Genomic DNA, 17,748 nt, shown 5'->3' with positions numbered 1-17,748 from the left:
ACCGCGCCCCGCGCGCGAGGACGCCCACCGCCCCCGGCGCCGGTCTCCCGGCGGGGCACGGCCCGATGTGTCGTCAGGCCTTCGGGGTCACCCGGGTCAGGCCGTTGATGATGCGGTCCATCGCGTCGCCGCCCGTGGGGTCGGTGAGGTTGGCGAGGAGCTTGAGGGTGAACTTCATCAGCATCGGGTGGGTCAGACCGCGCTGGGCGGCGATCTGCATGACCTTCGGGTTGCCGATGAGCTTCACGAAGGCGCGGCCGAGGGTGTAGTAACCGCCGTAGGTGTCCTTGAGGACGCGCGGGTAGCGCTGGAGGGCGGTCTCGCGCTGGGCGGGCGTGGCGCGCGCGTGGGCCTGCACGATGACGTCGGCGGCGAGCTGGCCGGACTCCATGGCGTAGGCGATGCCCTCGCCGTTGAAGGGGTTCACCAGGCCGCCGGCGTCGCCGACGAGCAGCAGGCCGCGCGTGTAGTGCGGCTGGCGGTTGAAGGCCATGGGGAGGGCGGCGCCGCGGATGGGACCGGTCATGTTCTCGGGCGTGTAGCCCCAGTCCTCCGGCATGGAGGCGCACCACGCCTTGAGGATCTCCCGCCAGTCCAGCTCCTTGAAGGAGGCGGAGGTGTTCAGCACGCCGAGACCCACGTTCGAGGTGCCGTCGCCCATGCCGAAGATCCAGCCGTAGCCGGGCAGCAGCCGGTCCTGGGGGCCGCGGCGGTCCCACAGCTCCAGCCAGGACTCCAGGTAGTCGTCGTCGTGGCGGGGGCTCTCGAAGTAGGTCCGGACCGCGACGCCCATCGGGCGGTCCTCGCGGCGGTGCAGGCCCATGGCGAGGGACAGCCGGGTGGAGTTGCCGTCGGCGGCGACGACCAGCGGCGCGTGGAAGGCGACCTCGCGCTTGTCCTCGCCGAGCTTGGCGGTGACACCGGTGATGCGGCCGGTGCGGTCGTCCACGATCGGGCCGCTCACGTTGCAGCGCTCGTACAGCCGCGCCCCCGCCTTCTGGGCGTTGCGGGCGAGCTGCTCGTCGAAGTCGTCGCGCTTGCGGACCAGGCCGTAGTCCGGGAAGGAGGCGAGGTCCGGCCAGTCAAGCTGGAGGCGGACGCCGCCGCCGATGATGCGCAGCCCCTTGTTGCGCAGCCAGCCGGCCTCCTCGGAGATGTCGATCCCCATGGCGACGAGCTGCTTGACCGCGCGCGGGGTGAGGCCGTCGCCGCACACCTTCTCGCGCGGGAACTCGGTCTTCTCCAGGAGCAGCACGTCGAGTCCGGCCTTGGCGAGGTGGTACGCGGTCGTGGAGCCGGCCGGCCCCGCGCCCACGACGATCACGTCGGCGGTGTTCTCGGAGAGCGGCTCGGTCACGACGGTCACGGCGGGATCTCCCCAAGGTCGAATGGTGTGTGCCGGCCGGCACGGGACATAGGCAGTCTATTCAGCGCAGTTGGCCGCCCGGCCGAAGGGCCACCCCAGTAATTGCTACTCTCCGTATCCGTCTGTCACGGAAAGACATCGGTGCCTTCCGGGTGACACGGCCCGGAGTTACCCTGCCAGTACCGCTGGGGGTGACATCTGTGCACATACCACCCAAGACACCCGAAGTGCGCGTCCCGCGTCTGGTCGGTCTGATGGCCGTGGACGCGCGCGAGACCGCCCGGGCACGGGGCCTGTCCCTGAACGCACCGGACCGCCCGGACTTCCACCTCGCCGTCGTGGACTACGTCGTACGCCAGCATCCGCAGCCCGGGACCGAGGTGCCGCGGGACTCGATGGTGTACGTGTGGTTCGACTTCGCGGACGGAGAGGGCGGCGGGGGCGTGCGCGAGCCGCGCGTGCCGGGACCGCCGCGCGGGGGGCTGCGGCGGGAGCTGGACCCGCCGCACGACCCGTACGAGGTGGCCGGGATCAGCTCTCCCTGAGGCCCGGGTCCTCCTTGAAGCCCCGGTGCAGCGCCACCACGCCGCCGGTGAGGTTGCGCCAGGCGACCTTCGACCAGCCCGCCTTGCGCAGGCGCTCGGCGAGGCCCGGCTGGTCGGGCCAGGCCCGGATGGACTCGGCGAGGTAGACGTACGCGTCCGGGTTCGAGGAGACCGCGCGGGCGACCGGCGGCAGCGCGCGCATCAGGTACTCGGTGTAGACGGTGCGGAACGGCGCCCAGGTCGGGTGGGAGAACTCGCAGATCACCACGCGTCCGCCGGGGCGGGTGACGCGGTACATCTCGCGCAGGGCCGCGTCCGTGTCCTGGACGTTGCGCAGCCCGAAGGAGATCGTCACCGCGTCGAAGGTGTCGTCCTTGAACGGCAGCCGCGTCGCGTCGCCCGCGGTGAACGGCAGCCAGGTGTGCTTCTTCTTGCCGACCTGGAGCATGCCCAGGGAGAAGTCGCAGGGGACGACGTACGCGCCCGTCCGGGTGAAGGGGAGGGAGGAGGTGGCCGTGCCGGCGGCGAGGTCCAGGACCTTCTGCGCGGGGCGGGCGTCGACGGCCCTCGCCACCTCCCTGCGCCAGCGGCGGTCCTGGCCGAGTGACAGCACGTCGTTCGTCAGGTCGTACCGTTCCGCCACGTCGTCGAACATCGAGGCGACTTCGTGCGGCTGCTTGTTCAGGGAAGCGCGGGTCACCCGCCCATTGTTGCAGCCGGGCCACACGGCCCGGGCGGCGGCTTGCCGGGTGCGGGTGGCTAGCGGCGGCGGAAGACCAGGCGGCCCGAGAGGACCGTCGCCACGCACGTCACGGCCCCTCGTGCGGCCAGTTCCGTCTCGTCCTCGACGTCGAAGACGGCGAAGTCGGCGGCGGAGCCCGGCCGGCGGGGCGGGGCCGCCTCGGGGTGGTGGGCGAAGGGGTCCAGGGACGGGGCGCCGGCGGCGGGGGCCGGGCGGGGCACGACGGCGATGCCGGCGCGGCGTACGGCGTCCTGGACCGCGCGCAGGCGCAGCGGCTCGCAGGCCACGGCGACCGTGCCGTACGCCAGCATGCGCTGGACTCCGCGCCGGGCGCTCGCGCCCCAGCGGGCGTCGTCCATGGGGAGCGCGGCGAGCGCGGCGCCGGTCAGCGGCTCGGTGCCGAGGACGTCGGCCTCCCGCGGGTCCGGGTGGTACGTCCGCTCCAGCAGTTCGTTGCCGTGGGGGTTGACGTACCCGGGCGTGAGGATGCCCGGCCAGCGGCGCACGCGCGCGTGCGGGTGCGCGGCGGCCAGTTCCTCCAGGGGCCCCACGGCCTCGATCCGTTCGCCCTGGACGAGGTGGGCGTGGCCCCTGGAGTCCGTGTGCAGCGTCAGCACGGCGGTCCTGGTCTCTCCCGGCTCGGCTAGTTCGACGCGAGCAGCTTCAGCTCGGGGTGGGCGGTGCCGCCCTCGATGGCCGTGGAGGAGATGTGGGAGACCACCCGGTCGTCCACGGGGTCGTTCGCCGGGTCGTCGTGCACGACGAGGTGCTCGTAGGTGGTCGAGCGCTGCGCCGGGACGCGGCCCGCCTTGCGGATCAGGTCGATGATCTCCAGGCGGTTGGAGCGGTGCCTGGCGCCGGCCGAGGAGACGACGTTCTCCTCCAGCATGATCGACCCGAGGTCGTCCGCGCCGTAGTGCAGGGACAGCTGGCCGACCTCCTTGCCCGTGGTGAGCCAGGAGCCCTGGATGTGCCGGACGTTGTCCAGGAAGAGGCGGGCGATCGCGATCATCCGCAGGTACTCGAACAGGGTCGCCTGGGTGCGGCCCTTCAGGTGGTTGTTCTCGGGCTGGTAGGTGTACGGGATGAAGGCGCGGAAGCCGCCCGTGCGGTCCTGTACGTCCCGGATCATCCGCAGGTGCTCGATGCGTTCGGCGTTGGTCTCGCCGGTGCCCATGAGCATGGTCGACGTGGACTCCACGCCCAGCCGGTGCGCGGTCTCCATGATCTCCAGCCAGCGCTCGCCGCTCTCCTTCAGCGGGGCGATGGCCTTTCGCGGCCGCTCCGGCAGCAGCTCGGCACCGGCGCCGGCGAAGGAGTCCAGGCCCGCCTCGTGGATCCGGGTGATGGCCTCCTCGACCGAGACGCCGCTGATCCGGGCCATGTGCTCGACCTCGGACGCGCCGAGGGAGTGGATCACCAGCTGCGGGAAGGCGTCCTTGATGGCCTTGAAGTGCTTCTCGTAGTACTCGACGCCGTAGTCCGGGTGGTGGCCGCCCTGGAACATGATCTGGGTGCCGCCGAGTTCGACGGTCTCCGCGCAGCGGCGCAGGATGTCGTCGAGGTCGCGGGTCCAGCCCTTCTCGGTGTCCTTGGGGGCCGCGTAGAAGGCGCAGAACTTGCACGCCGTGACACACACGTTCGTGTAGTTGATGTTCCGCTCGATGATGTACGTGGCGATGTGCTCGGTGCCCGCGTACATGCGGCGGCGCACGGCGTCGGCGGCGGAGCCGAGGGCGTGCAGAGGGGCGTCACGGTAGAGGGCGAGCGCTTCCTCGGGGGTGATGCGTCCGCCCGCCGCGGCGCGGTCGAGGACGGACTGGAGGTCGGCCTTCTCGGTCACCGGCGTCCCTTTCGCAAGGTTTCGTAAGGGGTTGTGGACGGACGTACGCCAGACTACGCCAGGCGGTTCCGGGGGCCGACGTCAGGCCGCGAAGGCCCCGGTCAGCAGCCCGGCGAGGGTGCCGGCGAGCAGGAACGGGCCGAACGGCACGCCGGTCTTGCGCCCGGCGCGCCGGGCGAGGACGAGGGCGCCCCCGTACAGGGCGCCGAGCAGGAACGCGGCGAAGGTGCCGAGCAGCACGGTGGGCCAGCCGTACCAGCCGAGCACGGCGCCCGTCCCGGCGGCCAGTTTGACGTCACCGAAGCCCATGCCGTCCGGGTTGAGGACGTGCAGCGCGAAGTGGCCGGCGGCGAGGGCGAGGGCGGCCCAGAGGGCGGTGGGCCAGTGGCCGGTGTGCTCGGGGAGCAGGGCGGTGACGCCGAGCAGGAGGAGGGCGGCGGCGGCGAGCGGCAGGGTCAGCGGGTCGGGCAGCCGGCGCACCCGCAGGTCCACGGTGGCCAGCAGCACCCCGACGGGCGCGAGCAGCAGCCAGACCCCCAGCTCGGGCCGGGTCCCGGTGGCGGCGGCGAGGGCGGCGCAGACGAGCGCGGTGACACCGGCGAGGAGCAGCGCGGAACACACCCCATGCCCGCCGGCTCCGGAGCGCGTCTCACCGCTCTGCGCGCCCCCCTCGGGCTCCACGCTCCCCCGATCGCTCCCGCACGCCCCGCACCGGGTTCCGCCCAGCCAGCCGCGGACCGGGTGGGCGCCGGCCGGGCACCGGTCGCGCCAGGGCTCGCCGGGCGGGACGGAGAAGCGGTACGCGGCCCGGGGCAGCAGCAGCCCGGTCAGCGCGCCCCACACCGCGGCCGCGAGCGCCAGTAACCCCGTGGTCAGCTCACCCACACGCCCTCCCCCTCCTACCGCTGGAGCAGTTCCACCCGTACGTCGGCCGGGAAACCGGTCGTCGGCCCCACCCGGCGGGCGAACTCGGCGACCGCCTCGAGTTGGGGGGCGCCGAAGCTGAAGTCGAGGGTGGTGAAGTACCGCTCCAGGGTGGCCTCGTCGAACGCCTCCCAGCGGGCGGCCTGTTCGGCGACCTTGGCGACTTCCTCCAGGGAGAGGTTGCGGGAGGCGAGGAAGGCCTCGTGGACCCGGTGGGTGATGTCCGGCTCGCGCTCGGCGTAGTCCCGGCGGGCCGCCCAGACCGCGAAGACGAACGGCAGCCCGGTCCACTCCTTCCAGAGCGCGCCGAGGTCGTGCACCTGGAGGCCGTAGCGGGGCCCGTCCACGAGGTTGGCGCGCAGGGCCGCGTCGCCGATGAGGACGGCGGCCTCGGCCTCCTGCATCATCAGGCTGAGGTCGGGCGGGCAGGTGTAGTAGTCGGGCCGCACCCCGTACCGCTCGGCGAGCAGGAGCTGGGCGAGCCGGACCGAGGTGCGCGAGGTCGAGCCGAGGGCGACCCGGGCGCCGTCCAGCCGGTCGAGCGGCACCTGGGAGACGATGACGCAGGACATCACCGGCCCGTCGCAGCCGACGGCGATGTCCGGGAAGGCGACGAGGTCGTCGGCGTTGCGGAGGAATTCGACGAGGGTGACGGGGCCGATGTCCAGCTCGCCGCGCACCAGCCGCTCGCTGAGCTTCTCCGGGGTGTCCTTGGTCAGCTCGAAGTCGAGAAGCGTGCCGGTTCTCGCGAGCCCCCAGTACAGGGGCAGGCAGTTCAGGAACTGGATGTGGCCGACACGCGGCCGGGTGCGAGAATTGTCCACATCGCGAGACTAGCCCCCGTACGGTACGGCTCTTGGACCAACCCGCCCCCGAACGGCCTAACGAGCGTTCAAACATCCGGGTGAAGTGATCTTGACCTCTATTGCTTTCCGGCGCCCCCGTGCTAGGCTCGCCGCAAGTTGCAGTTTGGTTTCCCTTGCAGTACAGAGCCTGCGGAGCATGTAACCGCAGGCTCTCGTCGTTTTCAGAAGTATGCAGTGATGCGGCACCGTTTCACACTTGCAGGTTCTGGAGCAGGGCAACCCTTTTGAGCCCAAGGAGGGCTTATGGCTACCGGAACCGTTAAGTGGTTCAACGCCGAAAAGGGCTTTGGCTTCATCGCCCAGGAGGGCGGCGGCCCCGACGTCTTCGTTCACTACTCCGCGATCAACGCCACCGGCTTCCGCTCCCTTGAGGAGAACCAGGCGGTGACCTTCGACGTCACGCAGGGCCCGAAGGGCCCGCAGGCGGAGAACGTCACCCCCGCCTGATTCCCTGCCTGATCGCAGAACCTGAGAGCAGTACCCAAGGAGCCCCACGCCTTCCGGCGACGGGGCTCCTGCCTTTTCCCGTTCATTTCCCGTTCACAAACCACACCGCCCCCATGGGCCCGCGGCGTCTCACATGTGCTGCATGACGAGCACGAGCTTCGCCCCGGCCGCGAGCGCCTCATACGAGTGAGGCACATCCGCCCGGTATGACATGTAGTCCCCGGGCCCCAGTTCCACGGTCTCCCCGCGCGGCCCCGCTTTCACCGCGCCCTCACTGACCACCAGGTGTTCCACGCTCCCCGGAATATGGGGCTCCGATTCCCGCACGGCGCCCGGCTCCAGCCACACGGAATACAGGTCCCTGCGGGCGCCCGGCGGGCAGGCGGAGAGCAGGGAGGCCACGTAGCCGGACTCCTCGGAGCGGACCGCCGGCCCCTGTCCGGCCCGGATCACCCGCACCTGCCACGCGGGCGGCTCGACCAGCGCGCTGAAGGGCACGCCCAGCGCCACCGCGAGCGCCCAGACGGTCTCCAGGCTCGGATTCCCGCTCGCCGCCTCCAGCTGGGACAGCGTCGACTTGGCGACGCCGGCCCGCCTGGCCAGCTCGGACAGGGACAGCCCGGCACGGCCGCGCTCCCGCTTCAGGGCGGCGGCGATCCATTCCAGGGGGAGTCGGACGGGGGTGGCCTCGGACATGTCGTTCACTCCATCACACGAACGTGTGTCTTGACGGACAATGTGCTCAGCGTTCATCGTAGAAAACATGCGTTCGGCACAGCGAACGGGCCCGGGGCCCACTGACAGCGCCGACGACCGTGCCCTCGTCCGGGACAGCGCGCTCGTCTGGCTGGCCGGCGGCATCGTGGGCCTGTCCTTCGGCGCCGTGGCCGTCGGGGGCGGGCTGCCGCTGTGGGTACCGGTCCTGATGTCCGTGGTGGTGTACGCGGGGGCGGCCCAGTTCAGCGCGGTCGGCGTGCTGTTCGCCGGGGGCGGCCCGGCCGCCGCCGTGGCCGCCGGGCTGCTGCTCAACACCCGGACGGCCGCCTTCAGTCTGGCCGTGGCCGAGATCATCGGCACCGGCCGCGTGAGCCGCTTCCTCGGCGCCCACCTGGTCACGGACGAGACGGTCGCCTTCGCGCTCGCCGAGCCGGACCCGGCCCGGCGGCGCCGGGCCTTCTGGATCGTCGGGCTCGGCCTGTACGCGGTGTGGAACCTGGGCGTCCTGGCCGGCGCGCTCGCGGGCGGCGCCCTCGGCGACACGGGGCGCTACGGCCTGGACGCCGCCTTCCCCGCCGTCCTGGCCGCCCTGGTGCTGCCCGCCCTGCGCACGGACGCGACGGTACGGCGCTGTGCCCTGCTCGGCGCCGCGCTCGCCCTGGCGGTCACGCCCGCCGTCCCGGCCGGGGTGCCGGTGCTGCTCGCGCTGGCCGGCCTGTTCGCGCACCGACACCGCGTGGTCTCCGGAGCCGCCTTGTGAACGCGACCGTCACCGTGATCGTCGCCCTGGCCGTAGGCACGTACGCCTTCCGGCTGGTCGGCCCGGCCCTGCACGGCCGGGTCACCGTGCCGCCGCGGGTGCAGGAGCTGGCGTCGGCGGGCGCGGTGGTCATACTGGTCGCCCTGCTGGCCACGGGCACGCTGACCGAGTCCGGGCGGTTCGCCGGCTGGGCCCGCCCGGCCGGGGTCCTGGTCGGCGCCGTACTGGCCTGGCGCCGGGCCCCGTTCGCCACGGTGGTGCTGGCCGCCGCCGCTACGACGGCGCTGCTGCGGCTGGCGGGGACCGGCTAGGCCGCGTCCTCGGACGCGTTCCGCCAGACGGTCAGGTCTCCTTCCAGGAAGGCGGCCTCCGGCATCGCGGTCGACTTGATCCGGAGGACGAACAGCGCGACGTCCCCCGAGGGGTGCCGGACGCAGAACTCGCTGCCGGCCGCCGCCCCGGTCAGCGTCCAGCGGTGCTTGGTGGCGTCCTTGAGGATCAGCCGGCACTCGTCGAGGGTGGTGCCGTGGGCGCCGTACATCTGAACGATGGTGCTGTCACCGGCGTCCAGTTCACACCCGATCGTCCGGCAGCCGAGGCGGAGGGCGCCCTTGTCGTCCTTCCCCCCGCCGTACGGGTGCTCGATGCTCAGCGGCGTCGACGCGTTGAGGTAGCTCCCGCCGTAGTCCTCCGCGCGCGGCTGCGCGGGCGAGGCCGAAGGGGTCCGCGCCGCCCCGGGCACCCCTTCCGTGTCCGAGGACCCCGCCGAACCGGAGCCGGAGCCGGACGCGGACGCCGACGACCGCGGGCCACCGGAGCCGGGAGAGCCGGACGTCGTGACCCCGCCCGCCGTGTGCCGCGCACCGGGCCGGCCCTTGGCGTCCATCACCGACGTGGCCAGGATCACCGCGAGCACCGCGCCGACCGCCACGGCCACCGACATCAGCGCGGCGCGCCGCCTGCGGGTCCGCCGCTCCTGAGCCGTCGGCCGCAGCCATCCGGGCGGCGGGTAACCGACCAGTGGCCGCGGGGCGACGGCGGTGGGCTCGGGCACCGGCGCCGGGACCGCTGCCTGCGGCCCGGTGATCTCCCGCCACACAGCCGGTCCACCACCCGCGCCGTCCTCCGCGCCCAGCCGCCGCCGGCACCACTCCACGATCTCCGCCGGGGTGGCCCGCTCCGCCGGGTCGGCGGCCAGGCACCGGGCGAACAGCGGGCGCAGCGGCTCGGGCAGCAGGGACAGGTCGGGCTCGGAGTGCACGATGCGGTACAGCACGTTCACGCCGGGCCCCTCCCCGTACAGCGGCCGGCCGAGCGCCGCGAACGCGGCGGTCTGCCCGAGCGCGAACACATCCGTCGCCGCCGTCACCTCGCCGCCGGTCGCCTGCTCGGGCGCCATGAACGCGGGCGTGCCGATGGTGCTGCCGGTCGCCGTGTACGACGTGCCGTCCGCCGCCAGCGCGATACCGAAGTCGATCACCCGGGGCCCGTCGGCGGCGAGCAGTACGTTCGACGGCTTCAGGTCCCGGTGCACGACGCCCTCGGCGTGGATCGCCTGCAACGCCTCGGCGACGCCGGCCATCAGCCACAGCACCGCCGCGTCCGGCAGCGGACCGCGCCGGGCCACCGCGTCGGCCAGCGACGGCCCCGGCACGTACAGGGTGGCCAGCCAGGGCGGGGTGGCGTCCGGGTCCGCGTCGATCAGCTCGGCGGTGTACGCGCCGCGCACCCGCCGGGCCGCCGTGACCTCCCGCCGGAACCGCCGCCGGAAGTCCGGGTCGTCCGCCAGCTCGGGCCGTACGACCTTCAGCGCGACGGGGCGTCCGCCCCGGGTGTGCGACAGGTACACCCGGCCCATGCCCCCCGCGCCGAGTCGGGCCGCCAGCCGGTATCCGGCCACCGCCACCGGGTCGTCGGCCTGGAGCGGCCGGAAGACCTCCGTCGTCTGGTCCATCGGCCCGTAACCCCCCGCGTCATGTTCCGGCCAACGGCCATCAGGGTACGGGGGTTGGGAGGTACGAGGGTTACGGGTGCGGCCCGCTAGGGTCCCTCCCCATGACCGACACCCGCGCCTTCTACGACACCATCGCCGAGGACTACGCCGTCCACTTCCGCGACCAGCTCGCGCACCGGCCGCTGGAGCGGGCCCTGCTCGCCGCGTACGCCGAACAGGTGGGGACCTCGGGCCTGGTGGCCGACCTCGGCTGTGGTCCCGGTGAGATCACCGCGCACCTCGACGGGCTCGGTCTGTCCGTGTTCGGCCTCGACCTGTCCGAGTCGATGATCACGGTCGCCCGCCGCAGGTACCCCACGCTGCGGTTCGAGCGGGGCTCGATGCGGGACCTTTCCCTGGCCGACGGTTCGCTGGCCGGGGTGGTCTCCTGGTACTCCAGCATCCACACACCTGTGGACGAACTCCCCGCCCTGTTCGCCGAGTTCCACCGGGTCCTGTCCCCCGGCGGCCGGCTCCTGCTCGCCTTCCAGACCGGCGACGAACCGCTCCACCTGGACCAGCCCTGGGGCCACCCGGTCTCCCTGGACTTCCACCGGCGCCGCCCCGAGCGGATGGCCGAGCTGCTGACGGGCGCCGGTTTCGCCGTCCGCTCCAGCACGGTGCGGGAGCGGGTGGCCGAGCACGGCGAGTCGGCCCCGCAGGCGTTGCTTCTCGCCCAGAAGGAAGGCTGACCAGGTCCGCGCGGTGACGGTTCGGGACGCCGGCAAGAGCGTGTGGGCCGAGTCGTCGCTCAGCGCACGGCGGCGACCGTGTCCGCGAAGGCGCGGGCCGGCGGGCTGAGCGCGTCCCAGCGGCGTACGGCCCAGCCGACGGGGAGGGGGCGCAGGCCGGGCAGGGGGATCAGCCGGAGGGGGCCGTCGCCCGGGACGGGCAGACCGGGCACGGCGGGCACGACCGCCCTGCCGACGCCGAGTTCGGCGAGGAGCAGGGCGGTGTCCCAGTCGGCCACGCTCGGCTCGTAGGCGAACCGGACTCCCCGTTCCGCGCAGGCCGCCTCCAGGTGGGCGGCGGAGGCGGAGTTGGGCGGGAGCCGGATGAGCCGGGTGTCGGTCAGTTCGGCGGGGTCGAGGTGGGGGCGGTCGGACAGGGGGTCGTCGGCCGGTACGGCGAGGAGCCAGGGCAGTTCCACGACGGTCCGCTGCTCGATCCCGCGGACCGGGGGGCCGATGGTGATCCACGCCAGGTCGAGGGTGCCGTCGGCGAGGGCGTCGAAGCTGCCCCGGCCCGAACTGACCGTGCGGAACTCCAGGTTGACCTCGGGGTGGCTGCGGCGGAAGGTCACGACCGCCTCGGACATGAAGTGCCGTACGGTCGTCGCGCCCGTGGCGACGCGGACGTGTCCGCTGTGGCCGTCGAGGAGGTCGCGGAGCTGTCGTACGGCCAGGTCGAGGCCGTTGATGCCCTCGGCGGCCGCCGTCTCCAGGATCCGGCCGGCCTGCGTCGGGACGACCCCGCGCGGGCGGCGCTCCAGCAGGGCGACGCCGGTCTCCCGCTCCAGCCGCTTCACGTGCTGGCTGACGGCGGACTGGGTGCAGCCCAGGTCCCGGGCGACCGAACTGAGGCTGCCCGCGCGGCACACGGCCACGAACACACGGAGGTCGTCCAGAGTCATGGGACCCAAGGTAATGCTTGGGCCAGGGAAGAAAACCCCAGGATTGACTGGGTGTTGGCGTCGTACGAGGATCGTGTGCGGGCCGCGACCGACCCAGGCGGCAACCCGCTCCCCGCCCCGCCGAGTCCGGACGACGCGGGAGGCGCGGGGAGCGGGTGCCGACCCCTCGGTCAGCCCTGGCCCAGCAGTGCGAGCAGGCGCCCCACCGCGTTCGCGACGGGCTCGCCGACCGCGCCGACGGTGGCGGCGATCTGGGCGATGGACGCCAGGACCAGGCCGCGCTCGCGCAGGGCGGCCCGGTCGGGGGTCAGCGCGGGCAGGGCCTCCTCGACGGTCCGGTCCTGCTCCGGGGTGAGGTGCCGGCGCAGGTCGGCGAGGCCGCGGGTCAGTTCCGCCACAGCGGCCCGGAGTTCGGGATCTCCGGCCGGAGCGCCGACCGTGCCGTAGTTGAAGCCCACGTTGCCCTGACCGCCGTTGACGTTGGCGACCGGGCCGTAGTAGTTCGTCGTGTCGCTCACAGCTTGAACCCCGTGTTCCCCTGGCCGCCGTTGAGGTTGGCGACCGGCCCGTAGTTGTTGGTGTTGTACTGGTGCACGACCGCGGTGAACTCGGCCTCCGGGTGGTCGATCGCGTACGCGATCCGGTCCGCGATCTGGCGCAGCTCCTCCAGGCTCGGCAGGGTCACCACCAGCGCCGTGCCGCTGGACACCTGGACGGACAGCACCGGCTTGGGCGGCGCGAACAGGTCCTTGACGGGGACGGCCAGCGCCGCGATGCACAGGACGACCAGGAGCGCGGGGTTGTCGGCGTCCCCGCCGCCCCCGTTGTCCATGGCGTTGAGCGCGACGTAGGCCAGGTAGACCAGGAGGGCGCCTACCAGCCACTTCAGGCACCGGACGAGCGCCGCGAGCCGGCTCGGCCGGTACATGAAGGCCTCGACCATCGTGATGTTGTGCAACGGGAAGGCCGCCGACCCCGCCCACAGCATGCGGCGGCTGACCCGGAGGACGAGTGCACCGCCCGTCTGCCCGGAGGGCGGCGCGGAGGGCTGAGGCGGTGGCGCGGACGGCGGGGCGGGCGGTGGCCCGGGCGGGCGTCCGGGCGGTGGCGCGCCGAGGCCGTTAGTGTCGTTCATGCACTCCCCCGATGTATCTGCGTTCCGGCAGGGTACGGCCTGTCCCGGGCGCTCGTACAGCGCTATTCCGAGCGCTCGTACAGGCTTTCCACCTGCTCCGCGAAGTCCTCCAGGACACGGTCCCGGCGGAGTTTCATCGACGGGGTCAGGTGGCCGGCCGCCTCGGTGAAGTCCGTCGGCAGGACGGCGAAGCGGCGGATGGACTCGGGGCGGGAGACCAGCTTGTTCGCCTCGTCCACCGCGCGCTGGAGAACCGCCGTCAACTCCTCGTCCCCGATCAGGAGTTCCGGCGGGACCGGGTGCTTGCCGAGCATCTGGCGCCAGTGGGTGATGCCGTCGGCGTCGAGGGTGATGAGCGCGCCGACGTAGGGGCGGCCGTCGCCCACCAGCATGACCTGGGAGATGAGCGGGTGCTGGCGCAGCCAGTTCTCCAGCGGGGCCGGGGCCACCGACTTGCCGCCCGCCGTGATCAGCAGTTCCTTCTTGCGGCCGGTGATGGTCAGGTACCCCTCGTCGTCCAGCGTGCCGAGGTCCCCGGTCGGTAGCCAGCCGTCGCGGGTCGCGGGGACCACCCCGCCCGCCTGGGCGTCCCAGTAGCCGCGCAGTACGTGGTCGCCGGCGACGAGGATCTCGCCGTCCGCCGCGATCCGCACCCGGGTCCCGGGCAGCGGCCAGCCCACCGTGCCCAGCCGGGGCTTGAGCGGCGGGGTGACCGTGGTCGCGCCGGTGGTCTCGGTCAGGCCGTAGCCCTCGAAGATCTCGATGCCCGCGCCCGCGTAGAACGCGGCGAGGCGCCGGCCGAGCGGGGAGCCGCCGCAGATCGCGTACCGGACGCGGCCGCCCAGGGCGGTGCGGATGCGGCGGTAGACCAGCGGGTCGTAGAAGGCGCGCTGGGTCTTCAGGGCGCGGCTCGGGCCGGTGCCGGTGCCGGTCTGGCGGGCCTCCAGCGCCTCGCCGTAGCGCCGGGCCACGGCCGCCGCCCGGTCGAACACCGCCGTCCGGCCGCCGGCTTCCGCGTTGGCCCGCGCGGAGTTGTACACCTTCTCCAGCATGTAGGGGATCGTCAGGAGCGCGGTGGGCCGGAAGGCGGCGAGGTCCGGCAGCAGGTCGTCCGGGGCCAGGCTGGGGGCGTGGCCGAGGCGGACCCGGGCGCGGACGCAGGCGATGGCCACCATCCGGCCGAAGACATGGGACATGGGCAGGAAGAGCAGCACCGACGGATCGTGGTCGCGCGCCTTGAACACCGGGTGGAGGAGTTCGACGGCGTTGTCCACCTCGGCGAAGAAGTTGCCGTGCGTCAGGGCGCAGCCCTTGGGGCGGCCGGTGGTCCCGGAGGTGTAGATCAGGGTGGCGAGCGTGTCGGGAACGAGCATGCCCCGGCGTACGCCCACCTCCCCGTCCGGCACCGCCGCGCCCGCGTCGGCGAGCCGGGCCACGTGCTCCTTCTCCATCACCCACACATGGCGCAGGTCGGGCAGGTGCGGGAGTTCGGGGCCGATCGCGGCGGCCTGGGCGGCGGTCTCCGTGATCAGGGCGACCGCGCCGGAGTCGTGCAGGATCCAGCGGGTCTGGTAGGCGGACGAGGTCGGGTACACCGGCACGGTGACCAGCCCGGCCGCCCACGCGGCGAAGTCCAGCAGGGTCCACTCGTAGGTCGTACGGGCCATGATCGCGATCCGGTCGCCGGGCACCAGGCCCTCGGCGATCAGCCCCTTCGCCACCGCCTGCACCTCCGCGGCGAACCGCGCGGCCGTCAGGTCCGTCCAGCGGCCGCCGGGCAGCTTGCGGCCGATCACGACCGCGTCGGGGGCCGCCTCCGCGTTGTCGTACGGCAGGTCGGCGAGGGAGCCGTGGGTGACGGGGGGCGCGAACGGCGGCACCGACACCTCCCGCACCGCGCCGTCCAGCCGCCGTACGTCGGGCTGCACGAGGACCGGCCGGCCGTCGTAGTCGACGGCGGAGACGGGGGCTCCGGAGGAGGCGGGGGCGTTCGGGTACGACGTGGACACGGGCGGCTCCTCCTGCGTGCGTGCACCGGCGGCGGGCCCCGGTGCGGGCGGGGTTACCGCTGGTCAGGCCTGGTGATCGTACGGCTCCGCTGTGAGGGGGTTGTGCGGGTTCCGGGAGGGTCCGGGGTCGGGGATGTGCAGCCTCGGGGGGTGGCCGCCCTCCCGGCTTACCTCCGGTAACGTTACTTCAGAGTAGGCAATCCGGAGAGACCGCTGGGGCGTGACCCGATGCACACCGTGACCCTCGCCGCGCCGCCCGCGCTCGGCCCCCTGCTGGCCCGGGGCGCCCTGCGCTCCCCCTTCAGACGCCCCTCCCCCGACGCGCCCGTCCCCCGCACCCGGCTGGTACTGCCCGGCGTACGCGTCGACCTCGCGCGCCTGGCCGCCTACGAGCGGGTCTGCGGCTTCCCCACCGGCGAGTCCGCCCTCCCCCTCACCTACCCGCACGTCCTCGGCTTCCCGCTGGCCATGCGGCTGATGAGCGGCCGGGACTTCCCGCTGCCGCTGCTGGGGCTGGTCCACACGTCCGTCGAGATCGAGCGGAGTGCCGCGCTGCCCGCCGACGGGGAGTACGAGCTCTCCGTGTGGGTGGAGGAGCTGGCGGCGCGCGGGCGCGGAACGGAAGCGGTGGTGGCGACGGCCGTACGGTCACGGGGCGAGCTGGTGTGGTCGTCCCGCAGCGGATACCTGGCCCGGACCGGGGGGACCGGACGCCGTGGTCCGGCGGCCTCCACGGAGCGGCTGCCCGCCCTCGCCGAATGGCGGCTCGGCGCGGACGTGGGGCGGCGGTACGGGGCCGTGTCCGGGGACCGCAACCCCATCCACCTCCACCCGCTCACCGCCCGCCTCTTCGGCTTCCCCCGGCCCATCGCCCACGGCATGTGGACCCTCGCCCGCTGCCTCGCCGCCCACGGCACCCCGGCCTCGGCCGTCGTACGGGCCCGGTTCCGCGCGCCCGTGCCGCTGCCCGGGACGGTGGCGTACGGGGCGGACGGCGCGGGGCGGTTCGAACTGCGGGGCGAGGGCGGGAGGTTGTGCCTGGAGGGGACGGTCAGGGGGAGCTGAGGGGCGCCGGCGGCCGGTCGCCGTGATCCCGCTCCGGCGGCGGGCTCCAGACCTTGCCCCCCATGAGGCTGCCCAGGCCCGACCAGGCGAAGTTCATCAGGGTGGACGCGGCCTGGTGCGCCGACACCTCCGGTGTGGTGTTGGCCCACGCGGCGAGCGACTCCGCCGCGCCGACCAGCGCCTCGGCGAGCCCGGCCACCTCGCGCTCCGGCAGGCCCGGATCCCGGTGCGCCTCCCGCGCCGCCACCGCCACCAGCCGCGTCACGAACGCGACGATCTCCGCGCGCATCGCCGCCGCCTCGGACACGAACGGCTCACCGTGCCTGCAGGCCTGGAGGTACAGCACCGACCAGCCGTCCGGATGCTCGGCGGTGTGCGCGAAGAACGCCCGCAGGCCCTCCCACAACTGCTGCTCGACGGGCAGGTCCTGGCGGACCCCGGCGCGCACGGCCGCGGTGAGCGCGGCGGCCTCCCGGCGGATGCAGGCGGTGAAGAGGTCTTCCTTCGAGTTCAGGTACAGATAGACCAACGGCTTGGACACGCCCGCGAGTTCGGCGATCTCGTCCATCGACGCGGCCGTGTACCCGCGCTGCCCGAAGATCCGCACGGCGGCGTCGAGCATCTGCCGCTCGCGCACCGCCCGCGGCATCCGCTTGGTCTTCACGGCACCCATGGGGCAAGACTAGTTCGGCCGGGTGCCGTACCCGGCCGGGAACGTGCCGGCCGGGAACGGCCCGCCGACCCGGGCACGCGCTAGCTGGACGCGGTGGCCCCGCCCTGCGCCCGCGCGACGTCGTCGGCGAGGTCCTCCTGGCTGCGGTTGGCCTCCAGGTTGGCCTTCATCCGGTCGACCTTCTTCACGATCCGCACCGAGGCCCGGTCCCGCTCCTTGCGCAGCACCACCCAGCTGATCGGCGCCGACAGGACCAGGGAGAGCAGCAGCACCCACAGGAAGTTGGAGTCACCGAAGCCGCGCGGGAAGATGCCCGAGTAGACGGCTCCCCAGACGATCACGAGGCAGCCCGCGAAGATACCGAGGCGCATCAGCGTGTAGCGGAGCATCTCAATCCACTCGTCCGATTCCAAATAGGGTCATCGCCCAGTGAAGCACGACCCGGTGGCGATCATGCAAGGGGGTCGCGCAAGGGAGGTACGGGCGCCGGGCCCCGGGTCAGCGCAGCGGCAGCAGCATGACGATCTCGTCGCGGTCGTCACCGGGCCCGACCCGGATGGCGTCCGGGACCCGGCCGACCTCCTTGTAGCCGCAGGAGGCGTAGAACCGCTCCAGGCCGTGCCCGCCCCGGCAGGTCAGCCGGATCCCCTCGATGCCCCCGAGGCCACGGGCCGCCTCCTCGGCGGCGGCCAGCAGGTCACGGCCGTAGCCGCGGCCCTGGTGGCGGGGGTGGACCATCACCGTGTACAGCCACAGCCAGTGCGTCATCAGCCGGTGGGTGTTGCGGGCGAGGAAGGCGGTCGCGGCCACCCGGCCGGCCTCGTCGTGGCCGACGAGCAGCCGGGTGCGGCCCTCGGCCATCGCCACGAAGTGGCGCACCAGCTCGGGCCGTATCTCGTCGGGGGTCACCGGGGGTACGAAGCCGACGGAACCGCCCGCGTTCGAGACGTCCGTCCACAGGTCGAGGATGCCGTCGCGGAGGGCGGGGGTGATCGCTGGGTCCAAGGTGAAGGTAAGAGGCACCAGCGGA

21 protein-coding genes are annotated in these 17,748 nt (G+C 73.2%); 6 read left to right on the top strand and 15 right to left on the bottom strand.

Annotated features, from left to right (window positions below):
- Nucleotides 1-73: 73 nt before the first annotated feature.
- Nucleotides 74-1,366, bottom strand: a complete 1,293-nt coding sequence (locus HB370_RS23495; protein ID WP_030778311.1) for a geranylgeranyl reductase family protein — start codon at nucleotides 1,364-1,366, stop codon at nucleotides 74-76.
- Between the two features lie 227 nt (nucleotides 1,367-1,593).
- Between HB370_RS23495 and HB370_RS23490 the strand changes: the two genes are divergently transcribed.
- Entirely contained in the window at nucleotides 1,594-1,911 is a 318-nt protein-coding gene (locus HB370_RS23490; RefSeq protein WP_078637401.1) for a PASTA domain-containing protein, read from the top strand.
- On the opposite strand, the gene HB370_RS23485 is transcribed toward HB370_RS23490, so the two are convergent.
- From HB370_RS23485 to HB370_RS23465, 5 genes are all read right to left on the bottom strand, one after another.
- A complete protein-coding gene (locus HB370_RS23485; RefSeq protein WP_030778305.1) occupies nucleotides 1,898-2,611 on the bottom strand; it encodes a demethylmenaquinone methyltransferase in 714 nt (237 codons plus the stop codon). The two genes, HB370_RS23490 and HB370_RS23485, sit on opposite strands and share 14 nt — an antisense overlap.
- 59 nt (nucleotides 2,612-2,670) lie before the next feature.
- Nucleotides 2,671-3,270, bottom strand: coding sequence for a hypothetical protein (locus HB370_RS23480; RefSeq protein ID WP_030778303.1), 600 nt, complete (start codon nucleotides 3,268-3,270; stop codon nucleotides 2,671-2,673).
- Between the two features lie 26 nt (nucleotides 3,271-3,296).
- On the bottom strand, nucleotides 3,297-4,496 hold the full coding sequence (gene mqnC / locus HB370_RS23475) for a cyclic dehypoxanthinyl futalosine synthase (RefSeq protein WP_030778301.1): 1,200 nt from the start codon (nucleotides 4,494-4,496) through the stop codon (nucleotides 3,297-3,299).
- Nucleotides 4,497-4,577: 81 nt separating this feature from the next.
- Nucleotides 4,578-5,372: an A24 family peptidase gene (locus HB370_RS23470; protein ID WP_030778299.1), complete on the bottom strand. Its 795-nt coding sequence runs from the start codon at nucleotides 5,370-5,372 to the stop codon at nucleotides 4,578-4,580.
- 23 nt (nucleotides 5,373-5,395) lie between these two features.
- Entirely contained in the window at nucleotides 5,396-6,244 is an 849-nt protein-coding gene (locus tag HB370_RS23465) for a menaquinone biosynthesis protein (RefSeq protein ID WP_030778296.1), read from the bottom strand.
- Nucleotides 6,245-6,529: 285 nt separating this feature from the next.
- On the opposite strand from HB370_RS23465, the gene HB370_RS23460 reads away from it, so the two are divergent.
- Nucleotides 6,530-6,733, top strand: a complete 204-nt coding sequence (locus tag HB370_RS23460) for a cold-shock protein (protein WP_030778293.1) — start codon at nucleotides 6,530-6,532, stop codon at nucleotides 6,731-6,733.
- Between the two features lie 129 nt (nucleotides 6,734-6,862).
- Here the strand turns inward: HB370_RS23460 and HB370_RS23455 are convergent, their stop codons facing one another.
- Nucleotides 6,863-7,429 carry an XRE family transcriptional regulator gene (locus tag HB370_RS23455; RefSeq protein ID WP_030778291.1) on the bottom strand — a complete coding sequence of 189 codons (567 nt, stop codon included), beginning with the start codon at nucleotides 7,427-7,429 and terminating at the stop codon, nucleotides 6,863-6,865.
- 67 nt (nucleotides 7,430-7,496) lie between these two features.
- Here HB370_RS23455 and HB370_RS23450 point away from each other — a divergent pair, with 67 nt between their 5' ends.
- Both HB370_RS23450 and HB370_RS23445 read left to right on the top strand, forming a co-directional pair.
- Complete coding sequence (locus tag HB370_RS23450) at nucleotides 7,497-8,210, top strand: AzlC family ABC transporter permease (RefSeq protein WP_030778289.1); 714 nt, start codon at nucleotides 7,497-7,499, stop codon at nucleotides 8,208-8,210.
- Nucleotides 8,207-8,521, top strand: a complete 315-nt coding sequence (locus HB370_RS23445) for an AzlD domain-containing protein (RefSeq protein ID WP_030778287.1) — start codon at nucleotides 8,207-8,209, stop codon at nucleotides 8,519-8,521. The genes HB370_RS23450 and HB370_RS23445 overlap by 4 nt, the downstream gene beginning before the upstream one ends.
- Here HB370_RS23445 and HB370_RS23440 read toward each other — a convergent pair.
- Complete coding sequence (locus HB370_RS23440) at nucleotides 8,518-10,164, bottom strand: serine/threonine-protein kinase (protein WP_030778285.1); 1,647 nt, start codon at nucleotides 10,162-10,164, stop codon at nucleotides 8,518-8,520. The two genes, HB370_RS23445 and HB370_RS23440, sit on opposite strands and share 4 nt — an antisense overlap.
- A 101-nt stretch (nucleotides 10,165-10,265) precedes the next feature.
- Here HB370_RS23440 and HB370_RS23435 point away from each other — a divergent pair, with 101 nt between their 5' ends.
- On the top strand, nucleotides 10,266-10,895 hold the full coding sequence (locus tag HB370_RS23435) for a class I SAM-dependent methyltransferase (RefSeq protein WP_030778282.1): 630 nt from the start codon (nucleotides 10,266-10,268) through the stop codon (nucleotides 10,893-10,895).
- A 59-nt stretch (nucleotides 10,896-10,954) separates the two neighbouring features.
- Here HB370_RS23435 and HB370_RS23430 read toward each other — a convergent pair whose 3' ends face one another.
- The 4 genes from HB370_RS23430 to HB370_RS23415 all read right to left on the bottom strand — a co-directional run bounded on the left by HB370_RS23430 (nucleotide 10,955) and on the right by HB370_RS23415 (nucleotide 14,980).
- A complete protein-coding gene (locus HB370_RS23430; protein WP_030778280.1) occupies nucleotides 10,955-11,836 on the bottom strand; it encodes a LysR family transcriptional regulator in 882 nt (293 codons plus the stop codon).
- 170 nt (nucleotides 11,837-12,006) lie between these two features.
- On the bottom strand, nucleotides 12,007-12,354 hold the full coding sequence (locus tag HB370_RS23425; RefSeq protein ID WP_030778278.1) for a hypothetical protein: 348 nt from the start codon (nucleotides 12,352-12,354) through the stop codon (nucleotides 12,007-12,009).
- The gene (locus tag HB370_RS23420; RefSeq protein WP_244405618.1) at nucleotides 12,351-12,971 is read right to left on the bottom strand and encodes a DUF6232 family protein; all 621 of its coding nucleotides are present in this window, start codon (nucleotides 12,969-12,971) and stop codon (nucleotides 12,351-12,353) included. The genes HB370_RS23425 and HB370_RS23420 overlap by 4 nt, the downstream gene beginning before the upstream one ends.
- A gap of 62 nt (nucleotides 12,972-13,033) precedes the next feature.
- Complete coding sequence (locus HB370_RS23415; RefSeq protein WP_030778273.1) at nucleotides 13,034-14,980, bottom strand: AMP-dependent synthetase/ligase; 1,947 nt, start codon at nucleotides 14,978-14,980, stop codon at nucleotides 13,034-13,036.
- Between the two features lie 228 nt (nucleotides 14,981-15,208).
- On the opposite strand from HB370_RS23415, the gene HB370_RS23410 reads away from it, so the two are divergent.
- Entirely contained in the window at nucleotides 15,209-16,045 is an 837-nt protein-coding gene (locus HB370_RS23410; protein ID WP_030778271.1) for a MaoC/PaaZ C-terminal domain-containing protein, read from the top strand.
- Here HB370_RS23410 and HB370_RS23405 read toward each other — a convergent pair.
- From HB370_RS23405 to HB370_RS23395, 3 genes are all read right to left on the bottom strand, one after another.
- Complete coding sequence (locus tag HB370_RS23405; RefSeq protein WP_030778269.1) at nucleotides 16,032-16,718, bottom strand: TetR/AcrR family transcriptional regulator; 687 nt, start codon at nucleotides 16,716-16,718, stop codon at nucleotides 16,032-16,034. The genes HB370_RS23410 and HB370_RS23405 overlap by 14 nt on opposite strands.
- Before the next feature lie 80 nt (nucleotides 16,719-16,798).
- Entirely contained in the window at nucleotides 16,799-17,107 is a 309-nt protein-coding gene (locus HB370_RS23400) for a DUF4229 domain-containing protein (RefSeq protein WP_030778266.1), read from the bottom strand.
- A gap of 109 nt (nucleotides 17,108-17,216) precedes the next feature.
- On the bottom strand, nucleotides 17,217-17,741 hold the full coding sequence (locus HB370_RS23395; protein WP_030778265.1) for a GNAT family N-acetyltransferase: 525 nt from the start codon (nucleotides 17,739-17,741) through the stop codon (nucleotides 17,217-17,219).
- Nucleotides 17,742-17,748 lie beyond the last annotated feature (7 nt).

It is taken from the genome of Streptomyces sp. DSM 40868 (assembly GCF_011820545.1).
GTDB lineage: Bacteria > Actinomycetota > Actinomycetes > Streptomycetales > Streptomycetaceae > Streptomyces > Streptomyces eurythermus.
The sequence above is the reverse complement of the archived record's forward strand: the minus strand, read 5'-3'. Positions and strand labels throughout refer to the sequence as shown.